Raw genomic sequence first — 16,199 nt, 5'->3', positions numbered from 1 at the left:
TGTTTGACCGTTACCGAATACGACCCGTCAGCCAACGGCAACAAAGGACTGCACGACCACGACCCACCAGGCCCCACAGGACTCGTACACGTCGTCTGCGTAACAGCCGGATCCGGCCCGACAATCGTCGCCGTCACCGTGGCACCATTTTCCCCGCCATCACCGCTGACCGTCACCGCACCGTTGGACAACGCCGCACCGTCCGACGGCACCGAAACAGCAGGCGCAGCCGGTGCCGTGGAATCAATCGCGAACGACCTCGACGCCGAGCTCGGCGATGTGTGGCTCAACGCGTCGGTCTGTTTGACGCTGACCGAGTACGACCCGTCAGCCAACGGCGACGAAGGACTGCAAGACCACGTCCCGTTAGACCCCACACTGCTCGTACACGTCGATTCCGTGACAGCCGGAGCCGGTCCAACAATCGTTGCCGTCACCGTGGCGCCGGTAGTGCCACCGGTGCCGCTGACCGTCACCGTGCCGTTCGTCAGCACCGCGCCAGCGGACGGAGCGGAGATCGTCGGAGGGGTCAAATTGCAGTAGTTGTCCCCCATGCCCGCGATCGTGGCGCCGGCACACGTCAGTGCCGGTGTCCCGGTACCGGCGCTCGGAAGCGCCTCGGTGATGAAACGGACTCCGTTCCTTCCCGTCTGCTGAACCCCGGCCAGAATGTTGACGTTGACACTCGCGCCAGGAGCAAGTGACGAGCCGAGGGTGACCAACAGGCTCGAGTTGAATCCGCCACCATTCGGCTGCGACGGCGGCTGCTGCAGGGTTGTGGCGGCGACCGGCACGTCCGAGCTGGATCCACCACATGACGTGCGATCAACAGTGACAGTGCCGCCCGTGGCGGTCCGCGGCCGCAGATCAGCGTAGGTGCTGGGAGCCGGGAACGTCCGGATGTCAGCGACCCGAAGACGCAACAGAGTGACCGGCGCGCCGGTGTTGTTCGTGACCGTACGTCGATACGTGACCGTACCGAAGGTCGAGTTGTTCGCTGGATCAGAAGTCGTGTCACGGGCCACATTTGGCGCGGCATCTTCCGAAACACAATCGTTGAGCAGGCTCACGGCAAGCCCGCCACCGGACACCGGCGAGCTCAGGTTTTCCGGCCCCGGGGCGCCAAGCCGTTGGCCGGCACCGGCCGAGGTGCCGTTGGTGTCGACGAAAATGAGATCCGTCGCGTTATTGTCGGTATCTTTCGGAATGCCCGGTGTGGGAGTGTCGATCTGGTTCTGGCCGGATATCGTGCCGGTGGAGAGGCTGCGATAGAAGCTGTAATCGATACTGAAAGGAGTGAGCGCCGGATAGCCGGTACCCTCTTTGTAGAGGGTGTTCGCCTCAGTCGCGCTACCCACCGCGTCCAGCCGATTAGCGAGAATGTAACTCCCCCCGCCGGTATTATTGTTGAACAGCGCAATACCTGCATTGTCCGGAATATCCGTGGTATAGGTGGCATTTCCACTGCCGCCGGGGTAGCCGGCCAGCGAATAGGCACCACTGTTGACGCACAGATAATGCCCGCGGCCGGGGATCACGGTTCCGTCAGGGATGGTGCAACGTGTTACGCCATCGGAGGCAGCCACGCCATACCCTGTGCCACCCGACGAGGCGACGGTATGCGGCGAGCCGTCGATGTTGGCGATTTCAATGAACTCGTCGTTGGCTCCGCTCGGGCCACGAACCCGAAACTCAGAAATAACCAGCGGTGCTGAACCGCCGACGGCGACAGCAAGCGACGCCGGCACCACAACGGCAGCCCCGACGACCAGCGCCATCGCGGTGGCGGCACGCGTCGTCCGAAGCAAGGCGGGGAGAGTGCTCTTCATAGGTCTACGCTGCGGGGTCGAACACCTTCTGTCTCAAAAACGCTAATGGTCAGACATTTTGCCTCAAGAACCCCACCGACCGCATCCTCACGCCGCCCGGCCGGTCGAACCGAACAGGATCACACTGCTGTAGCCCTCCATCGGGGCGAACTCGCAGTGGCTGCTCTCGAACTTGTCGATGAGGTAGTTCCAGCCGGCCGTGACGTCGTCGATCGCCTTCATGTTGGCAGCGAGGTCGCCGGTGACGGGGTGGAAGAAGTCGTTCCAGTGCAGCGGAACGAACAGTTTCGGCTGCACCTTGGCGATCGTCTGCTCGTAGAACTGCTCCCGGAACGACGCGTCCTTGCCCATGCTGCCGGCCGTCGCGCAGAACATGGCGTCGGCCCGGACGTTGTCGAGCGCGCCGGGCCGGTATCCCGCCGAACCTTTGACCAGCAGCGAATGGCCGCCGTGTTCGACCAGGAGGTCGTAGGAGCCGCCCTCGTAGAAGTCGCCCGCCCTGGCGGGTTGGCGCAGCGGGCCGGTGATCGGGGTGCCGTCCCCGCCTTTGGTGCCGGGTGAGTGCTTCGAGGCCAGGGCTGTGACGGTGAAGGCGCCGGCTTTCACCGGTTGATCGACTTGGTACGCCTGCAGCTGCGCCTCGGGGAGGTCGCCGCCGCGGCCGATATTGAGCGTGGAGGGCGAGCCGTGCAGGATCGCGCCCGTGCGCCGGGCGATGTGGGCGACGTCGAGTGCGTGGTCGTAGTGCGAGTGTGTGGTGAACATTGCCTCGATCCGATCGGCGCCCACCCGGGCCAGAGTGGCGTCCACCTTCGCCTCGTCGGTGCTGAGCTCGCCGAAGACCGCCGTGCGCAACGAGATGTCGGTGATGAAGGCGTCGAACAGCAGCTGAGTGGTCCCGTCGTCGACGAGCAGCGTTGTCGCGCCGAGGAACGTGACCCGAACCTCGCCGGACCGCAGCGCCCGCTGATCGTTCACCAGGTGTCCGGCGTACTCGTGCACGTCGCCGGACGGTGCCAGGAAGCTGTAGTAAGCGCCGCCACCCGCCGCGACGACGCCGGCGCCCACGGCACCGGCGATGACCTGCCGCCGGGAAAACTTCTTGGTCGATGTCATGACGCCTCCGCTAAATTGGCAGTCACTGCCATAATCACCTGAGGCGACGGTAGCGCAATGTGGCAGGGCCTGCCACATTGCTAGGCTGCCGGGATGGAGCAGGCCTCTTCCCCCGGACGCCGGGCCACCAACGCGGCCCGCAAGCAGGCCGCCGTACGCCTGGCCCTGCTGGAGTTGTCAGAAGAAGCCGGATTCGCCGCGGTCTCCATGGCCGACATCGCCGAGCGCTCCGGGGTCCCCGAACGCACCGTGTTCCGCACCTTCGGCAGCAAAGCGGAGATCCTGTGGCATGACCCCCTTCTGCAGAGGCTGGTGCGGCACATCGATCCTGGTGACGGCCCACTCGACCCGCTCGCGGCGGTGTCGCGTGCCGCCGCGACGGCAGCGCGCGAGATGACGGAGCAGGACCGCAGCCTGGAAGCCCGCCGGCGCGCGCTCATCCTCGCCGAGCCCGACCTGCTCGGAGCCGGGGCGCAGTCCATGGGTCGCAGCGTCGGCGACCTCGCCCGGCTGATCACACCGGCCGGAGCAGACCCCGATCAGCGCCGCCGCCGCGCCCTGTTCGCGCTGTTCGCCGCAATGGCCCTGGCCTTCGTCCCGATGGACGCGGCCAAACCGATCGACGACTGGATCGCCGCGCTCCAGGAGTCACTCACGCTCGCTGCCTTCGGCCCTCTGACCGGCGGCGGCTCGTGACCCTCCGGCATCACCTCACGAGGCGGACCCGCCCGACGGCAACGAGTACTCCCGGGCATGCCACAGAGTCAATGCCGGGATCGCCAGCAGTTCGACACCGAGGGCGGTGGTGAAAACGGGACCGGGCCATCCCTCGGCCGCCACGGACACCGCCCGGGCCACTCCGCCCACGATCATGGCGACGAGCAGGAACCGGGTGGTGGCCGCCCGGGACACCGGCAGGCGGATCGACCACCAGAGCGCGATGCCCGCACAGATCCACACGCCGTTCAGGAAACGGTACTCGCTGTTGAAGTAGAGGCTCGAGTCGTCGCCGCTCGGGTCAAGCGTCAGGCCGCCGATCACCCCCAGCAAGCCGGTGCCGACGGGCACAAACCCCAGAAGGGCCAGCAGCACCCGGAGGGTGTTCGCCGAGCTGAATCTCATCTGTTCCTCATCCGATCAACCCTGACCGCATTGCGTACGCGACGGCGTGCGGCCGATTGCGCACGTCCAGACCATTCGTCAAGCCATGCACGATGGACTCGACCGTACGCTCCGACAAGTTGAGGTCCACCGGCCGGCATCACCGAACGCCTCACCAGTTCCTGACATCTCCCAACAAGACTCCCCAACACTCCGCCGTCGATCCCTGCGGCACCAGCTGCACCAGCGGAGCCGGAGGTGGTGGAGGGAATGACGCAACAAAGTTGGTCCGGCGGCCGGCGGGCGCTTCTCACTCTGGGTGGCCTCGCCCTGCTCAGTGCCTGTGCCGGGCCGCCGCCGCCAAAGCCGGGCGGACCGGCAGCGAAACCGGCAACAGTGCCATCCTCGCCGGCGCCGTCAGTGCCGCCGCCGTCACCCACGCCGACCGCACTGCCGCCCATAGCGATTCAGACCAAGCCGCTCTACGTCGTACCGGCCGCTGCTGTGCCGAAAGGGTCGAAGGCCGTGGCGCTCACCTTTGACGACGGGCCGGACCCGGCGTACACGCCGCAGGTGCTCAAAATCCTGCGCCAGCAACACATCAAGGCCACATTCTTCGTGATCGGGCAGCAGGCACACGATCACCCTGCTTTGATCAAGTCCATCATCGACGAAGGACACACCATAGGTACGCACACCTGGTCGCACAAGGACGTCAGCCGAATGCCCGCCGCACGCGCACGAACCGAGATCGGTCGCGCCATCGACACCGTTGCCGCAACGACCGGGCACATACCCCACCTCTTCCGGGCCCCGTACGGAAGTTGGTCACCCACCGCGTTCAAGGTGTGCGCGGAACTCGGGCAGACCTCGATCGCCTGGGACGTCGACCCCCGCGACTGGGACAACGCGGGATGGGACCAGATTCGTTCGAAGGTCCTGCACCAGGTCGGCAACCGGTCCATAGTGCTCACTCACGACGGCGGCGGCGACCGGTCCCAGACCGTACGCGCGTTGCGGAAGTTCCTTCCCGTTCTGATCGACCGCGGCTACCGTTTCGTGGGGGTGTAAGCGATGGCCAAGTCTCGTCGTCTGCGAATCGTGCTCGTCGTCGTGCTGGCCCTGCTCGTCGTCGGATCGACGGCCGCGGTCGCCGGCACCCAGCTGCTCTCGCACCGATACGAGGGCGCCGTCGAGCGCGCCGACCTGCTGCCTGCCGCACCTCCGGCCTCCCCCGGCGCCACGACCGAGCCGCCGAAGGTACGCGGGCCGATGAACCTGCTGATCATCGGCTCGGACAGCCGCACGAAGGGTGAGCCGGGCGACGGTCGCAGCGACGTCGTCATCCTCATCCACATCCCGAAGTCGACGAACAAGGCGTATGTGATCTCGATCCCCCGCGACACGTACCTGCCGATCGCCACCGCCGGCGGCGGCCGCGGGCCCCGAAACAAAATCAACTCGGCGTACGCATGGGGTGGCGCCCCACGCCTCGTGCAGACCCTGAACCAGTACGGCGGCATCACGATCGACTGGCCGCTGATCGTGGACTTCGCCGGCATCCGCAAACTCACCGACCTGGTCGGCGGCGTCGACGTCACCATCGACAAGGCAACCGTCGACACGTACCGCTTCCTGCCCGACCACAGTCCGTACCCGTCGGCACCATGCACCGACCCGCAGGGCCGCTCGCGTCGCTGCGTAGCCTTCGCCGCCGGAAAGCAGCACCTCGACGGCCAACTGGCCGAGTACTACGTGCGTCAGCGCCGCGGCCTGCCCAACGACGACATCGACAGGTCCAAGCGCCATCAGCAGTACCTGCGGGCCCTGGCCGAGAAAGTAGCCGACCAGAACATGCTCACCAGCCCACGCGACCTGGACCGCCTGGTCCGCACCGCGGCCAGCACCCTCACCGTAGACCGGCGCATGCCTGTGCAACGCCTGGCTTTCACACTGCGTGGCCTGCGGGCGAACGACATGACCTTCATGACACTGCCGATCGCGGAGAACCGGGACGTTCCCGGCGTGGGCTCGGTGATGGTCCCCGACGCCGACCGCTCCCGCGAGCTGTTCGCCGCGCTCCGCGAGGACAACCTCGACAAATACGTCCGCGACAACCCACCCAACGACGTACGCCACGGCCGCTGAATCACCCCGTGTGCGTCGGCGACCGACCTGGTAGCTCCCCTCAGGCGGCCAGCCTCGGTCGAGCTCGTCAGCTACCCGGCTGACGGATCGGGGAGCTCGGATCGGTGCTCTGCTCGAGGGCCGTCCACCACTCCTCCAGTTCGTCGACCCGGCTCTGGAGTGCGGCGTTCGCCGCCCGAGCGATCGCTAGTTCCTCGGTCAGCGCGCCGATCGGCCCGGAGGCGGTCAGGGCCTCGAGCAAACCCATGACCAGCCGATCCTCAGCGGCGACCCTACGGAGAGCGGAGGCGACCACCTCCGGTGACAGCTCAGCCACGAATTCCCTCGGGAGCGTGAGCAGACGCGCGACCTCGCTGAGGCTCCGCGCGGCGCCCATCTGGCGGCGGAGGCGCTCAGGGGACGGCACCGCCGGTTCGGCCGGTGTCGCGGCGGCCGCAACCGGCTTGGCGGGCGCAGGTGCGGGTGCGGGCTTCGACGCGGGCGTAGGGGTGGCCCGCTCCGGTTCCGGCTCGGGCTCGGCGTCCGACGGAAGATCGGGCAGGTCGTCGCCCACCCAGGCGTAGGCCAGGGTGTCGCCCTTGTGTCGTCGGACAACACCCGGCCACTTGGGCAGAACCGCTAGCACGCGGGGCCAGTGCCGGGCCCAGGTCTCGTTCCGGAGCCCGAGCCCAACCAGATGCTCCCGGATCTCTCGTACGTTCAGCGGCGCCGACGACTCGGCCAGCAGGTGGAGAATTACCGCGAGAGGCTCCTGGGCGAAGACGGCATGGAACAGCCGAGCGTCGGACAGGGCTAGGAAACGCAGCGAACCCCTCGTCGCGACGTGCACGTCGGCGGCTCGTGGGACGCGCTCTTCCTCGTCGGTATCATCCCATTTGACGAGATAGATCGTCCCATCATCGGCGAGAATCGATCCAATTCGGGCGCGGCGTACGCCGAACGAGTCGGACACCCGAACAAGACCCTGGTCTGCGCTCACGATGCGACTGTAATGGTTGTCGTGGCGGCCCGGACGCCCACCCAAGTCAGCCCGTCCTGGCCAGACGTATCGGCCGTCCGTCCACCCGGCGCCGACTTGGCGAACAACTCGGCGAGGAAATAGGCCTACACCGATCTACCAAGGCGACCAAGCCAGAAGCCCACAACGATGCGCGGCGCTCGACTCCTGCGACCATTCCCAGGGGCCTAGGCTCGTCGGGAGGGATCCGGCTGAAGACGGATAGTGGCTCAACGCCACCTGTTCAACTGGGCATGGCGGTAGTCGCCGGGTCGAGCCCCGGATTAAATGGCCGGAGTACACGCGTACGAAATAGGAGATCCGATCCTCGTCATTGCCCACGGGCGCCACGGTTCCGAACCGTGCTCCCGCCGCCCGAGCTCCCCCGCCACCCCTGGCGGCACCGCCGTCGAGGACGTACGCCCGGGAATTCCAGCCGGGCAGCTGCTCCGTCACCACCCCGGAAAGCGAAGCCGGATAGCGGCGGGCAACTTTCCGTGCATCTTCCATGGTGCGCAGTCAGGAAGTAATCGCCCCGGTTCCCCCGAAGGTGGGCGTGGCCAGGCGTTGTGCCGTTTGGCGCTCAGGCCCCGGCGGCGTCGGCCGGTCGACGCGTGTGAGCGGGCTCGGCACGGCAGCGCGCGGCTGTCCGGGCGAACCGGACGCGGTGACCGACGCGGTCACGGCCATCCCCTGCCTGAGGGTCGCCGCCACCAGGCAACCGCGTTCAGCGACCTCGACGAGGTGCTCGAGGTCAGCGGGCGGACACGAGTCGCAGGACACCTCGATGTGGATCGAACCGAACCGCCGGGGGTTCGCCACGAACACGCCCGTGACACGTGAGGTCGCACCCTCGACCGGGACGGACCGGGCCTGGGCGGCGGCGTAGAAGGTACTCATAAAGCAGCCGCCGACCGCGGCGAGCAGCGTCTCGCCACCCATCGGGCCGGCGTCCGATCCGCCGTGCGAGGACGGGCGGTCCATCACGACCGCGTGATCGCGAATGCTCGCGACCGATGCCGTCTGCCCGCTCTGAACGAGAGCCACCGTCATCTGATCCATACCCGCCGTCCCCCTTCGCGCGATGATCATGGCCGATGCCAGACCTGCCGACGTTCCGTCGATCCGCCCGGCACGACGACTGTAGCCGCCGGTGCCGGCGGCTTCCGCATTGACGAAGTGGCGCCGCCGCGTTCCCGGCCGTCAGAATCGGTGGATCCACAGAGTGATCACACGCGTAGCTCCGGATGATGAAATCATCCACATAGGCTGGTCAACCCGTCCTGCCGTTGACTCACATGGAGGCAGGGTTTGCGTCGTCGTCCTCGGGTTCTCATCGTCGGCGCCGGACTGGCCGGCACGGCAACGGCCATCCGGCTTCTCCAGTTCGCCCGTGAGCCCCTCGAGATCGTCCTGCTCGAGCGCCGCCAGGACTACCGGTACGCGGGCGTGGCGTATCACCGGGACGGCAACCCGTGGGATCACGTGTTCAACATCCAGGCCGGCCGGATGTCCGCGTTCCGCGAAGACGTCAACGACTTCGTGCGCTGGGCCAATCATGAGGCCGACCGCAGCGGATGGTCCGCGCCGTGGTCGGACTTCACGTTCGTCGACAGCGGGCCGGCGCCGCGCCGGATCTACCACGACTACCTGACCGATCGCATCGCCGAGGCGCGCCTGGAAGCGTACCCCGATGTCGAGCTCGTCGAGACCGAAGGCGAGGCAGTCAGCCTGGCCATCAGCGGCGACCATGTCGAGGTGTCGATCCGGCAGTCCCCCAGCGACGGTGACGCCGATGGGGTGACGCCGACGCGGACGCTGACGGCCGATCACGTGATCCTCGCGACCGGCATGGAGCTCAAAGAGCCGGCGTTCGCAACCGAGGTGCTCGACCACGATGCGTTCATCCGGCACCCGTACTCGACCGACGGTGTGGGGCGGCTCCTCGCGACCCCGGCCGGTGCGAGGGTGGTGATCGTCGGAACGGTGCTGAGCGCGTATGACTCGGTGGCTCTGCTGCTGCGCCAGGGCCACACCGGCACCGTCCACCTGGTCTCCAAGTCGGGAACGACGCCGCGGACATACCCTGAACACCACGAGCACGGCGTGGTCCGGCTCCCCGCACCTGCCACACTGTTCGAGCCGTACCAGGACCGGACGGAATTCCTGGCGCGCGTCCAGGCCGAATGGGAGGCTGCCTGCGACGCGGTCACCACCGACCACCCCGACATCGACCGGATGATCGTCACGGAACGCGTGGCCAAGGCGTGGGAGCCCTACCTTCCCCGGGTCATCGAGCAGATCCCGACCGGCGAGCTCCGGCAGTTGCTCCAGGAGTTCAGTACGCAGATCGCCTCGCTGCGAGTCGGCGCGGTGCTCTACACGACGTCGATCGTCGAGCATGCCATGGAGTCCGGCCAGGGCTCGGTCGAGCTCGTCGTCGGCAGGATCGGCAAAGTCGCACCGGCCACGTCGGGACGACTCGACGTCGTCGTGGCGACCGAGGACGCCACCCGCGTCATCCGAGCCGACCTCGTGGTGTGCAACTTCGGGCGAGAGTTCGACTACACCCACGTCGACTCCCCGCTGTGGATGGATCTGCTGGCGAAGAAGCTCATCACCCCCCACGAGCGCACCGGTCGCGGCATCGAGATCAACAGCTGGGGTACGCCACTGCGGCCCGGTGGCGAGCCGAACGAGATGCTCTCCGCCATCGGGGTGATGCGCGAGGGTGACGAGATCGTGCGCAACGGCCGCACCGGCGCCTTCGCGTTCAATCTCGCCGCGATCAAGAACCATTCCATTGTGGTCGCCGCCCATGTCGTCGAGCGCCTCGAGCTGGGTTACGACGGCGGGGCGGCACTGCACCGCTCGTTCACCGTCGACGAGACGACCCACGACGAGTTTGAGCAGGCCGTCGCTGTGGAGGTCAAGCGCCTCGCCGCACGGTCGCGGGCCGCGCGCGAGCGCCTCGATGCACAGCTGGCCGACCACCCTAGCTCCGATCGCCGCTTCCCGGCCACCACTGCTGAACAGGACATCAGGCTGATCCGCATCGCCGTCAACCAGGCGGCGGTGCGGAGAATGACGGACATCTCGGTAACCCCGCGCCAGCTGCGACGACAGCTGGGCATCGCGAATGATGAAGAGGCGGAGTACTCGTGATTGAACGACAGATCCGTGGCGTCCTGCTCACCCGGGGCACCGAATCCGTAGTGGACGGGCCGTGCAATCGCACCGCACTGCCGGTGGAGGGTTCGATCCTCGTAGCGCAGGCGATCACCCCCGAGCTGTACGGCGCGCTCATGACCGCCCGCGCGGTCGTCTGCAGTACTGGCGGGCGCACCGGCCATATGCAGTCCATCTGCCGCGCCAAGGGCATTCCGGTCCTGCGCGTCGACCCGGCCGACCTCGACAAGCTCGCCGGCGTGGTGACGCTCGACCTGGAACGAGAGTCGGTCACCGTCGGCGCAGCCGCAGCCGGAACCGGTGTGGCGATCACCAGCCCGGTCGGTCCGCCGCCGGAGGTTCTCGGCTCGGCCTGTGCCGTGATCGCCGACCTCCGGGACATCCGCGGCCTCAACTCGGGTGTTCCGCGGCCGTCAGTCGTCGAGTCCTTCTTCGTCCGGGAGGAGTTCCTGTGCTTCGCCACAGGTCTCAGACCCATCGACGATCTGCGCGGCGGGGCCGCTGTCAACGCCTACGGGCGGGCGATCGCCGAACAGCTGGCGGTATGCGCGGAAGCGCTGCTGCCGGGCCAGCGGCTGATACTGCGAATGCTCGACCTGCGTTCCAACGATGCCGTCCACATCACCGGCGAAGCCACGGTGCCGCGGGAACCCAACCCCGACATGGGCCTGCACGGCACCCGGTGGCTGCTCCGCTCGGCCGCGTACCCCCAGGCGCTGCACGTCATGCTGGACACCCTGCGCGGACGACTCGGCACCCAGGCCGCCCGTGTCCATCTCTCGGCGCCGTTCCTCACCGACGCCGAGGAGTTCGCTAAGCTGCGACCGCACCTCGGGCTGTCGCCCGAGACGCCCCTGTCCGCGTTCATCGAGACGCCGGCCGCGGTCCACGCCACCTCGGACATCTGCGCCGCCGGCGCCGATGAACTGTTCGTCGGTACCAAGGACCTGGTGCAGTTCTACCTCGCCGCCGACCGCAGCAATCACCTGGTCGCCGAGTCCTACCGCACCCGGCACCCGGCCGTCCTCGACGGGCTGCGGCGGGTCATCGAGGACGCGCGCGTGACCGGCACCCCGACCCGGGTATTCGCGCTCGGCGCCGACCTCCAGCACTACATCGAGCGGCTTCCTGCGCCGACCGGATACATGATGTGCGTCTCGGAACTCACGCACGTCCTCCGATCCCCCGGCCCGCCGGCACTCACTGTCGGGAAGGCCGCCTGAACCCGCGCCGGTCGGTGTGAGAACTGCGCATGGCTGAAGATGTGGGCCCGATCACTTTGTGCCACGGTGGGCGTATGGCTCATATCGACCTCGGTTTGGACGAGCACGAGTTCCCTGGGATCACCGGCCCGATGCGGTTCCGCCCGGAGACCGCACAGCCGCTCAACATGCTTGCCGAAATATTGCTCCGCGCCCCGCACTCCCTGCCGCCGGGCGAGCGGGAGCTGATCGCGGCCTATGTGTCCGGGCTCAACGAATGCACCTTCTGCTGCTCGTCGCATTCGGCGTTCGCGGCCGTCCAGCTCAACGCCGGCATGTCCCTTGTGGATAAGGTGCGCGCCGACCTGGACTCCGCGCCGGTGTCGCCGAAGCTGCGGGCGCTGCTGCATATCGCCGGTGCGGTTCAGCGGAGCGGCCGGGCGGTGACCACCGAACTCATCGACGCCGCCCGCGCTGAAGGCGCCGACGACGTCGAGATCCACGACACCGTTCTGATCGCCGCGGCGTTCTGCATGTTCAACCGCTACGTCGACGGGCTGGGCACGTTCGCCCCACAGCGACCTGAGGACTACCTGCCGATGGCTTCGCGCATCGTCGAGCAGGGCTACGGCGTGTGACAAGTCAGCACCGTGCGAGATGCCGTTGAGTCGTACCCGTAGTCGCTGATCCAGATCTTGGTCTCGATGAAGACCTCGGACCGGTCGAGGCCCGACTTGGCGATCACCTCGCCGACCTCACGCTCGTTTGCCGTACGCGGCGGCGGTGTCGATGTGCCGGTAACCGGTCGACAGGGCTGCTTGGACGGCATCGCGGGTCTCGTCCGCGGGTCTGGAACACGCCGAGGCCGATCGCCGGAATCTCGACACCGTTGTTCAGCGTCAGGTTCGGAACGGTGGACATGAGAAGTTCATTTCAGTTCCGGGAAGCAGGCGGATGGGTGACTCCGTGCGCCTTCTCCCCCACGACGCAGCCCACAACGGCGGGCCCGTACCGGTCGTATTTGGCGCGGTAGGCGGCGTCAATGCCGGCATGCGCATCGTCAGCCGCGGCGAAGACGACGTCGCCTTCCAGGCCACCGGCGCGGAGGCGCCCGGGTTCCGGGCGCAGGGCGCGTACGTACGTACCAGCCACCGTGCACGCCGCGCGCGGAGGGGACACACAGCTCGTCACCGGTGCGGACGACCCAGATCGTCACGTACGGGCGCAGCATGCCGTTGTCGCGCAGGGTGGCGAGCTCGAGTTTCTCGGTGCGGCCGATGGCGGCCAGCTCGCGGCCGTCCACGATGCCATCGTTGATTCGGGTGCCACAGCGTTTCCTCCCAGCTGCAGGCCAGTGCCTTCTGACAAGCACCTACCCGCCTTTCACCAGCCGACTCCACGGAACCCGGGGAAGATCAGACCGGCATGTCACAGTCCGAGACCGCCCGCACCTACGGTGTCTCCCAGGGCTGGATCAGCCGTCTCATGACCCGCTACGCCCTCGAGGGCGAGGTAGCGTTCGAGGCCCGCTCACGCGCCCCGAAGACCCGGCCCACCACCACCCCGGCACCGACCGTGGAACTGGTCCTGCAGCTACGCAAACACCTCGCCGACAGCGGCCTGGACGCCGGCGCCGACACCATCGCCTGGCACCTCGAGCATCACCACCAGACCGTGTTGTCCAGGGCCACGATCAACCGGATCCTGACCCGCCACGGCCGAGTGACGCCCGAACCGGCGAAACGACCGAAAAGTTCCTACATCCGGTTCGAAGCCGACCAGCCCAACGAAACCTGGCAATCCGACTTCACCCACTACCGCCTCACCACACCCGACGGCACACCCGGCCCCGACACCGAGATCATCACCTGGCTCGACGACCACTCCCGCTAAGCCCTGCACCTCAGCGCCCACCACGGGATCACCGGCCCGATAGTGGCCCACACGTTCCAGCAAACCGTTGCCACCTATGGGATCCCAGCATCAACGCTGACCGACAACGGCATGGTCTACACCGTCAGATTCGCCGGCGGCCGCGGCGGCAGAAGCAAACTCGAAACCGACCTGCACCGCCTCAACATCGTGCAGAAAAACTCCCGCCCGAACCATCCCACCACCTGCGGGAAAGTCGAACGATTCCAGCAAACCCTCAAAAAATGGCTCCGCGCCCAGACACCGCAACCCGTCACGATCACCCAACTACAGACACTGATCGACGTTTTCTGCGACGAGTACAACCACCGCCGACCCCACCGATCCCTACCCCACCGGGCCACCCCCGCCACGGCCTACCACCACCGCCCGAAAGCGACCCCCAGCACCGACCGCAGCCACGACACCCACGACCGGGTCCGGCACGACAAAATCAGCAAAGCCGGCACCGTCACCCTGCGACTCGCCGGACGATTACGCCACATCGGCATCGGCAAACCTACGCCGGAACCTACGTCCTGCTGCTGATCCAAGACCTCAACGTCAGGATCACCCACGCCGCCACCGGCGAACTCCTCCGCGCCCTGACCATCAACCCCGACCGCGACTACCAGCCCACCGGCCGACCACCCGGCCCCACACCCACAAACAAAAAACCCGGACCTACGAAAACGTAGGTCCGGGCTATTCTGATGTCCCGAGACATCACATCGTCGGGCTGACAGGATTTGAACCTGCGACCCCTTGACCCCCAGTCCGGTTGCAATTCGGTTAAGCACTGTCAGCCTGTGTCTAAATGTACACTAGAACGGACAGAATGGCATCGCAATGCCGTCCGGTTTCACCCAATCCAGCCGAAGTTGATCAATGCTGTGACCAGGCTTGTGACCACGGCCAATCAAGTGCGGCGGGTGCCGGCCCATGCGCAGTAAAGACTGCGATGGATCCAGACTGCTTCAGCTGTGGGCGGTTCACCTATATCCAGAATGAGCAGACGGCCCACACGAGATGTCACCGTGACTCAGCCCGAGTGACCACTTGACAACCTATGAGAGCACACGACTTCCCCCACGGTGAAACGCAGAATGCTTCGCCTCCGCGTTCCCGAGAAAATGATATCGCGAGATCACGGCCATGCGTCGACCCCGTTCGATGGTATGTGTGCATCGACCACAGAATGCCGCATTTTCGGCCGGATGGTCGAGTGAGTTCCGAAACGGTAACCGTCGCGAGACCAGCGTCCGTATTCGAAATGATCCGCGATCCACCCGGCGAGGAGACCGCCAATTATTGGAGCGAGCAAGTAGACCGCGAGCAGGCGGGCCTCGCCGGAGAGAAGCGCGGGTCCTAGCTGGCGGGCAGGGTTGGCCGACCCACCCGTGAGCGTCCCCAGGACCGCACCTTGCAAACCGAAGAGGACTCCGACGATCCAGGCCAACGGCCACCTGGGCCGACGGATCTTCACCCGGCACATAACCGTGACGATGATCCCGAGGGTTACTGCCTCGGCAACGGCGACGGACAGCCCGTGCCAGCCATGTCCCGGCTGAACGACTGCCCACCTGACCGGCTCTTCGGCCACCGCCGGCCCCCACAAGAGTCTGGTGACCACAGCGGCCAGAATCGACCCGACCGCTTGGGCTGGCAGATACAGCACGACCCGCCGGGCCGGCACCGCTCCGAAAGCAAATAGTCCCAAGGTGATGGCCGGATTCATGTGTGCGCCGCTGAAACGACCCGCCCGGGAGTTGGCAAATCCCACGATGACCAGACCGACCAGCGCCGAAACGACCACGACCCGGACACGCAGCTCGACGGCGGTAGCAGCGGGCGTCACGGTGCCGATACCCCAGCGCACAGCGCTGAAGACGATCGTCATGAACGCCGTAGTTAGACCAAACTCGGCCAGAGCGGCTCGGGCATCGTCGTCGCTCGGCCGCGTCACGCCGTCACTTATGAACTTCATGATCACGAGCTTCGCCGAAAGATCAGCCGCCGAGCAGAGCTCATGGTCCCGACCTCGGCGGCCGTCCGTCCGCTCTGTGCCGCAGTTCCGCCGTGACCAAAGCCGTTCATCGGCAGTCACGCCAGGGGCAGGGCCATCCCGGTGAAGTGCGACCTTCACTCCGGGGCGGATCAGCCAGGGAAGACAAACTCTTCACGGTCAGCTTGCGCCGGTCACGCCGATCGGCTCACCGAGTTCCGGCGGAGGTATCCGCGGGCCCTGCTGAGGCCGGCGGCGCAGATGATGCAGCCGCGAGCGGAGCCGCTCCTGCATGAGGTCGGCCGCTTCCTGCATCGTCGAACCGACACCGTGAACGTGAACGCCGACTCCGTTGATGTTCACGTGGGCGTCCACGCGGTCGCCGGGCGCAGCCGCGTCCAGGGTCAACGAAGCGCGAAGCACGGGGCCAGGAGCGTGGTGCAGCACTGCCATGACCTTGGCGACGGCGTAGGCGGAAACCTCTGGGGTTACTTCACCGCGGAGGTGCACCTGCGGGCTGATGACTTGTTCGATGCGCGTCACGACGCCTCCTCACAGTCCCGCCCGGCCCACGTCGATCCGGACGTATTTACATGATCAGCCGAACCGAAGTAGTACATGTAGGGCCGTTCGGCACCCATACGGCCCCTCGGGACCTGCCGATGACCAGGACCTGACGGCACTCCTTGCCGTGCGCAGCG

Annotated in this window: 17 protein-coding genes and 1 pseudogene; 8 read left to right on the top strand and 10 right to left on the bottom strand. The window is 66.7% G+C overall.

Annotated features, from left to right (window positions below; genetic code table 11):
* Positions 1-2: 2 nt before the first annotated feature.
* A pseudogene (locus Aco04nite_RS50055) lies at positions 3-554 on the bottom strand (Ig-like domain-containing protein); the annotation flags it as partial.
* A 1,362-nt stretch (positions 555-1,916) separates the two neighbouring features.
* Positions 1,917-2,945, bottom strand: a complete 1,029-nt coding sequence (locus Aco04nite_RS25935; RefSeq protein ID WP_212999859.1) for an MBL fold metallo-hydrolase — start codon at positions 2,943-2,945, stop codon at positions 1,917-1,919.
* A 93-nt stretch (positions 2,946-3,038) separates the two neighbouring features.
* Here Aco04nite_RS25935 and Aco04nite_RS25930 point away from each other — a divergent pair, with 93 nt between their 5' ends.
* Positions 3,039-3,641: a TetR/AcrR family transcriptional regulator gene (locus Aco04nite_RS25930; RefSeq protein ID WP_212999858.1), complete on the top strand. Its 603-nt coding sequence runs from the start codon at positions 3,039-3,041 to the stop codon at positions 3,639-3,641.
* A gap of 15 nt (positions 3,642-3,656) precedes the next feature.
* Here Aco04nite_RS25930 and Aco04nite_RS25925 read toward each other — a convergent pair whose 3' ends face one another.
* Positions 3,657-4,067, bottom strand: a complete 411-nt coding sequence (locus Aco04nite_RS25925) for a DUF4345 domain-containing protein (RefSeq protein ID WP_212999857.1) — start codon at positions 4,065-4,067, stop codon at positions 3,657-3,659.
* Positions 4,068-4,316: 249 nt separating this feature from the next.
* On the opposite strand from Aco04nite_RS25925, the gene Aco04nite_RS25920 reads away from it, so the two are divergent.
* Both Aco04nite_RS25920 and Aco04nite_RS25915 read left to right on the top strand, forming a co-directional pair.
* Positions 4,317-5,117, top strand: a complete 801-nt coding sequence (locus Aco04nite_RS25920; protein ID WP_280519383.1) for a polysaccharide deacetylase family protein — start codon at positions 4,317-4,319, stop codon at positions 5,115-5,117.
* 3 nt (positions 5,118-5,120) lie between these two features.
* On the top strand, positions 5,121-6,194 hold the full coding sequence (locus tag Aco04nite_RS25915; protein ID WP_212999855.1) for an LCP family protein: 1,074 nt from the start codon (positions 5,121-5,123) through the stop codon (positions 6,192-6,194).
* Between the two features lie 67 nt (positions 6,195-6,261).
* Here the strand turns inward: Aco04nite_RS25915 and Aco04nite_RS25910 are convergent, their stop codons facing one another.
* A complete protein-coding gene (locus tag Aco04nite_RS25910) occupies positions 6,262-7,173 on the bottom strand; it encodes a hypothetical protein (RefSeq protein WP_212999854.1) in 912 nt (303 codons plus the stop codon).
* Between the two features lie 537 nt (positions 7,174-7,710).
* On the bottom strand, positions 7,711-8,238 hold the full coding sequence (locus Aco04nite_RS25905; RefSeq protein ID WP_212999853.1) for an OsmC family protein: 528 nt from the start codon (positions 8,236-8,238) through the stop codon (positions 7,711-7,713).
* A 264-nt stretch (positions 8,239-8,502) separates the two neighbouring features.
* Here Aco04nite_RS25905 and Aco04nite_RS25900 point away from each other — a divergent pair, with 264 nt between their 5' ends.
* From Aco04nite_RS25900 to Aco04nite_RS25890, 3 genes are all read left to right on the top strand, one after another.
* A complete protein-coding gene (locus Aco04nite_RS25900; RefSeq protein ID WP_212999852.1) occupies positions 8,503-10,356 on the top strand; it encodes an FAD/NAD(P)-binding protein in 1,854 nt (617 codons plus the stop codon).
* Positions 10,353-11,603 (top strand): putative PEP-binding protein, encoded by a 1,251-nt coding sequence (locus Aco04nite_RS25895; protein ID WP_212999851.1) that lies wholly within the window; start codon positions 10,353-10,355, stop codon positions 11,601-11,603. The genes Aco04nite_RS25900 and Aco04nite_RS25895 overlap by 4 nt, the downstream gene beginning before the upstream one ends.
* 95 nt (positions 11,604-11,698) lie before the next feature.
* Positions 11,699-12,220 carry a carboxymuconolactone decarboxylase family protein gene (locus Aco04nite_RS25890; RefSeq protein ID WP_244876291.1) on the top strand — a complete coding sequence of 174 codons (522 nt, stop codon included), beginning with the start codon at positions 11,699-11,701 and terminating at the stop codon, positions 12,218-12,220.
* 117 nt (positions 12,221-12,337) lie between these two features.
* Here the strand turns inward: Aco04nite_RS25890 and Aco04nite_RS49715 are convergent, their stop codons facing one another.
* The 3 genes from Aco04nite_RS49715 to Aco04nite_RS25880 are packed head-to-tail and all read right to left on the bottom strand — an operon-like array spanning position 12,338 to position 12,885.
* A complete protein-coding gene (locus Aco04nite_RS49715) occupies positions 12,338-12,469 on the bottom strand; it encodes a hypothetical protein (protein WP_280519382.1) in 132 nt (43 codons plus the stop codon).
* A 46-nt stretch (positions 12,470-12,515) separates the two neighbouring features.
* Positions 12,516-12,734 (bottom strand): DUF2255 family protein, encoded by a 219-nt coding sequence (locus Aco04nite_RS50050; RefSeq protein WP_369076654.1) that lies wholly within the window; start codon positions 12,732-12,734, stop codon positions 12,516-12,518.
* The gene (locus tag Aco04nite_RS25880) at positions 12,643-12,885 is read right to left on the bottom strand and encodes a DUF2255 family protein (RefSeq protein ID WP_212999848.1); all 243 of its coding nucleotides are present in this window, start codon (positions 12,883-12,885) and stop codon (positions 12,643-12,645) included. The genes Aco04nite_RS50050 and Aco04nite_RS25880 overlap by 92 nt, the downstream gene beginning before the upstream one ends.
* 122 nt (positions 12,886-13,007) lie before the next feature.
* Between Aco04nite_RS25880 and Aco04nite_RS25875 the strand changes: the two genes are divergently transcribed.
* Positions 13,008-13,475 (top strand): helix-turn-helix domain-containing protein, encoded by a 468-nt coding sequence (locus Aco04nite_RS25875; protein WP_212999847.1) that lies wholly within the window; start codon positions 13,008-13,010, stop codon positions 13,473-13,475.
* A 111-nt stretch (positions 13,476-13,586) separates the two neighbouring features.
* Positions 13,587-14,042, top strand: a complete 456-nt coding sequence (locus tag Aco04nite_RS25870) for an integrase core domain-containing protein (RefSeq protein WP_244876290.1) — start codon at positions 13,587-13,589, stop codon at positions 14,040-14,042.
* A 598-nt stretch (positions 14,043-14,640) separates the two neighbouring features.
* On the opposite strand, the gene Aco04nite_RS25865 is transcribed toward Aco04nite_RS25870, so the two are convergent.
* Together Aco04nite_RS25865 and Aco04nite_RS25860 are read right to left on the bottom strand one after the other, a co-directional pair.
* Complete coding sequence (locus tag Aco04nite_RS25865) at positions 14,641-15,480, bottom strand: MIP/aquaporin family protein (RefSeq protein ID WP_212999845.1); 840 nt, start codon at positions 15,478-15,480, stop codon at positions 14,641-14,643.
* 198 nt (positions 15,481-15,678) lie between these two features.
* Positions 15,679-16,041 (bottom strand): HPF/RaiA family ribosome-associated protein, encoded by a 363-nt coding sequence (locus Aco04nite_RS25860; protein WP_212999844.1) that lies wholly within the window; start codon positions 16,039-16,041, stop codon positions 15,679-15,681.
* Positions 16,042-16,199: the final 158 nt, after the last annotated feature.

Origin of the sequence: Winogradskya consettensis (genome assembly GCF_018332715.1) — a bacterium.
GTDB classification, from domain to species: domain Bacteria; phylum Actinomycetota; class Actinomycetes; order Mycobacteriales; family Micromonosporaceae; genus Actinoplanes; species Actinoplanes consettensis.
The sequence above is the reverse complement of the archived record's forward strand: the minus strand, read 5'-3'. Positions and strand labels throughout refer to the sequence as shown.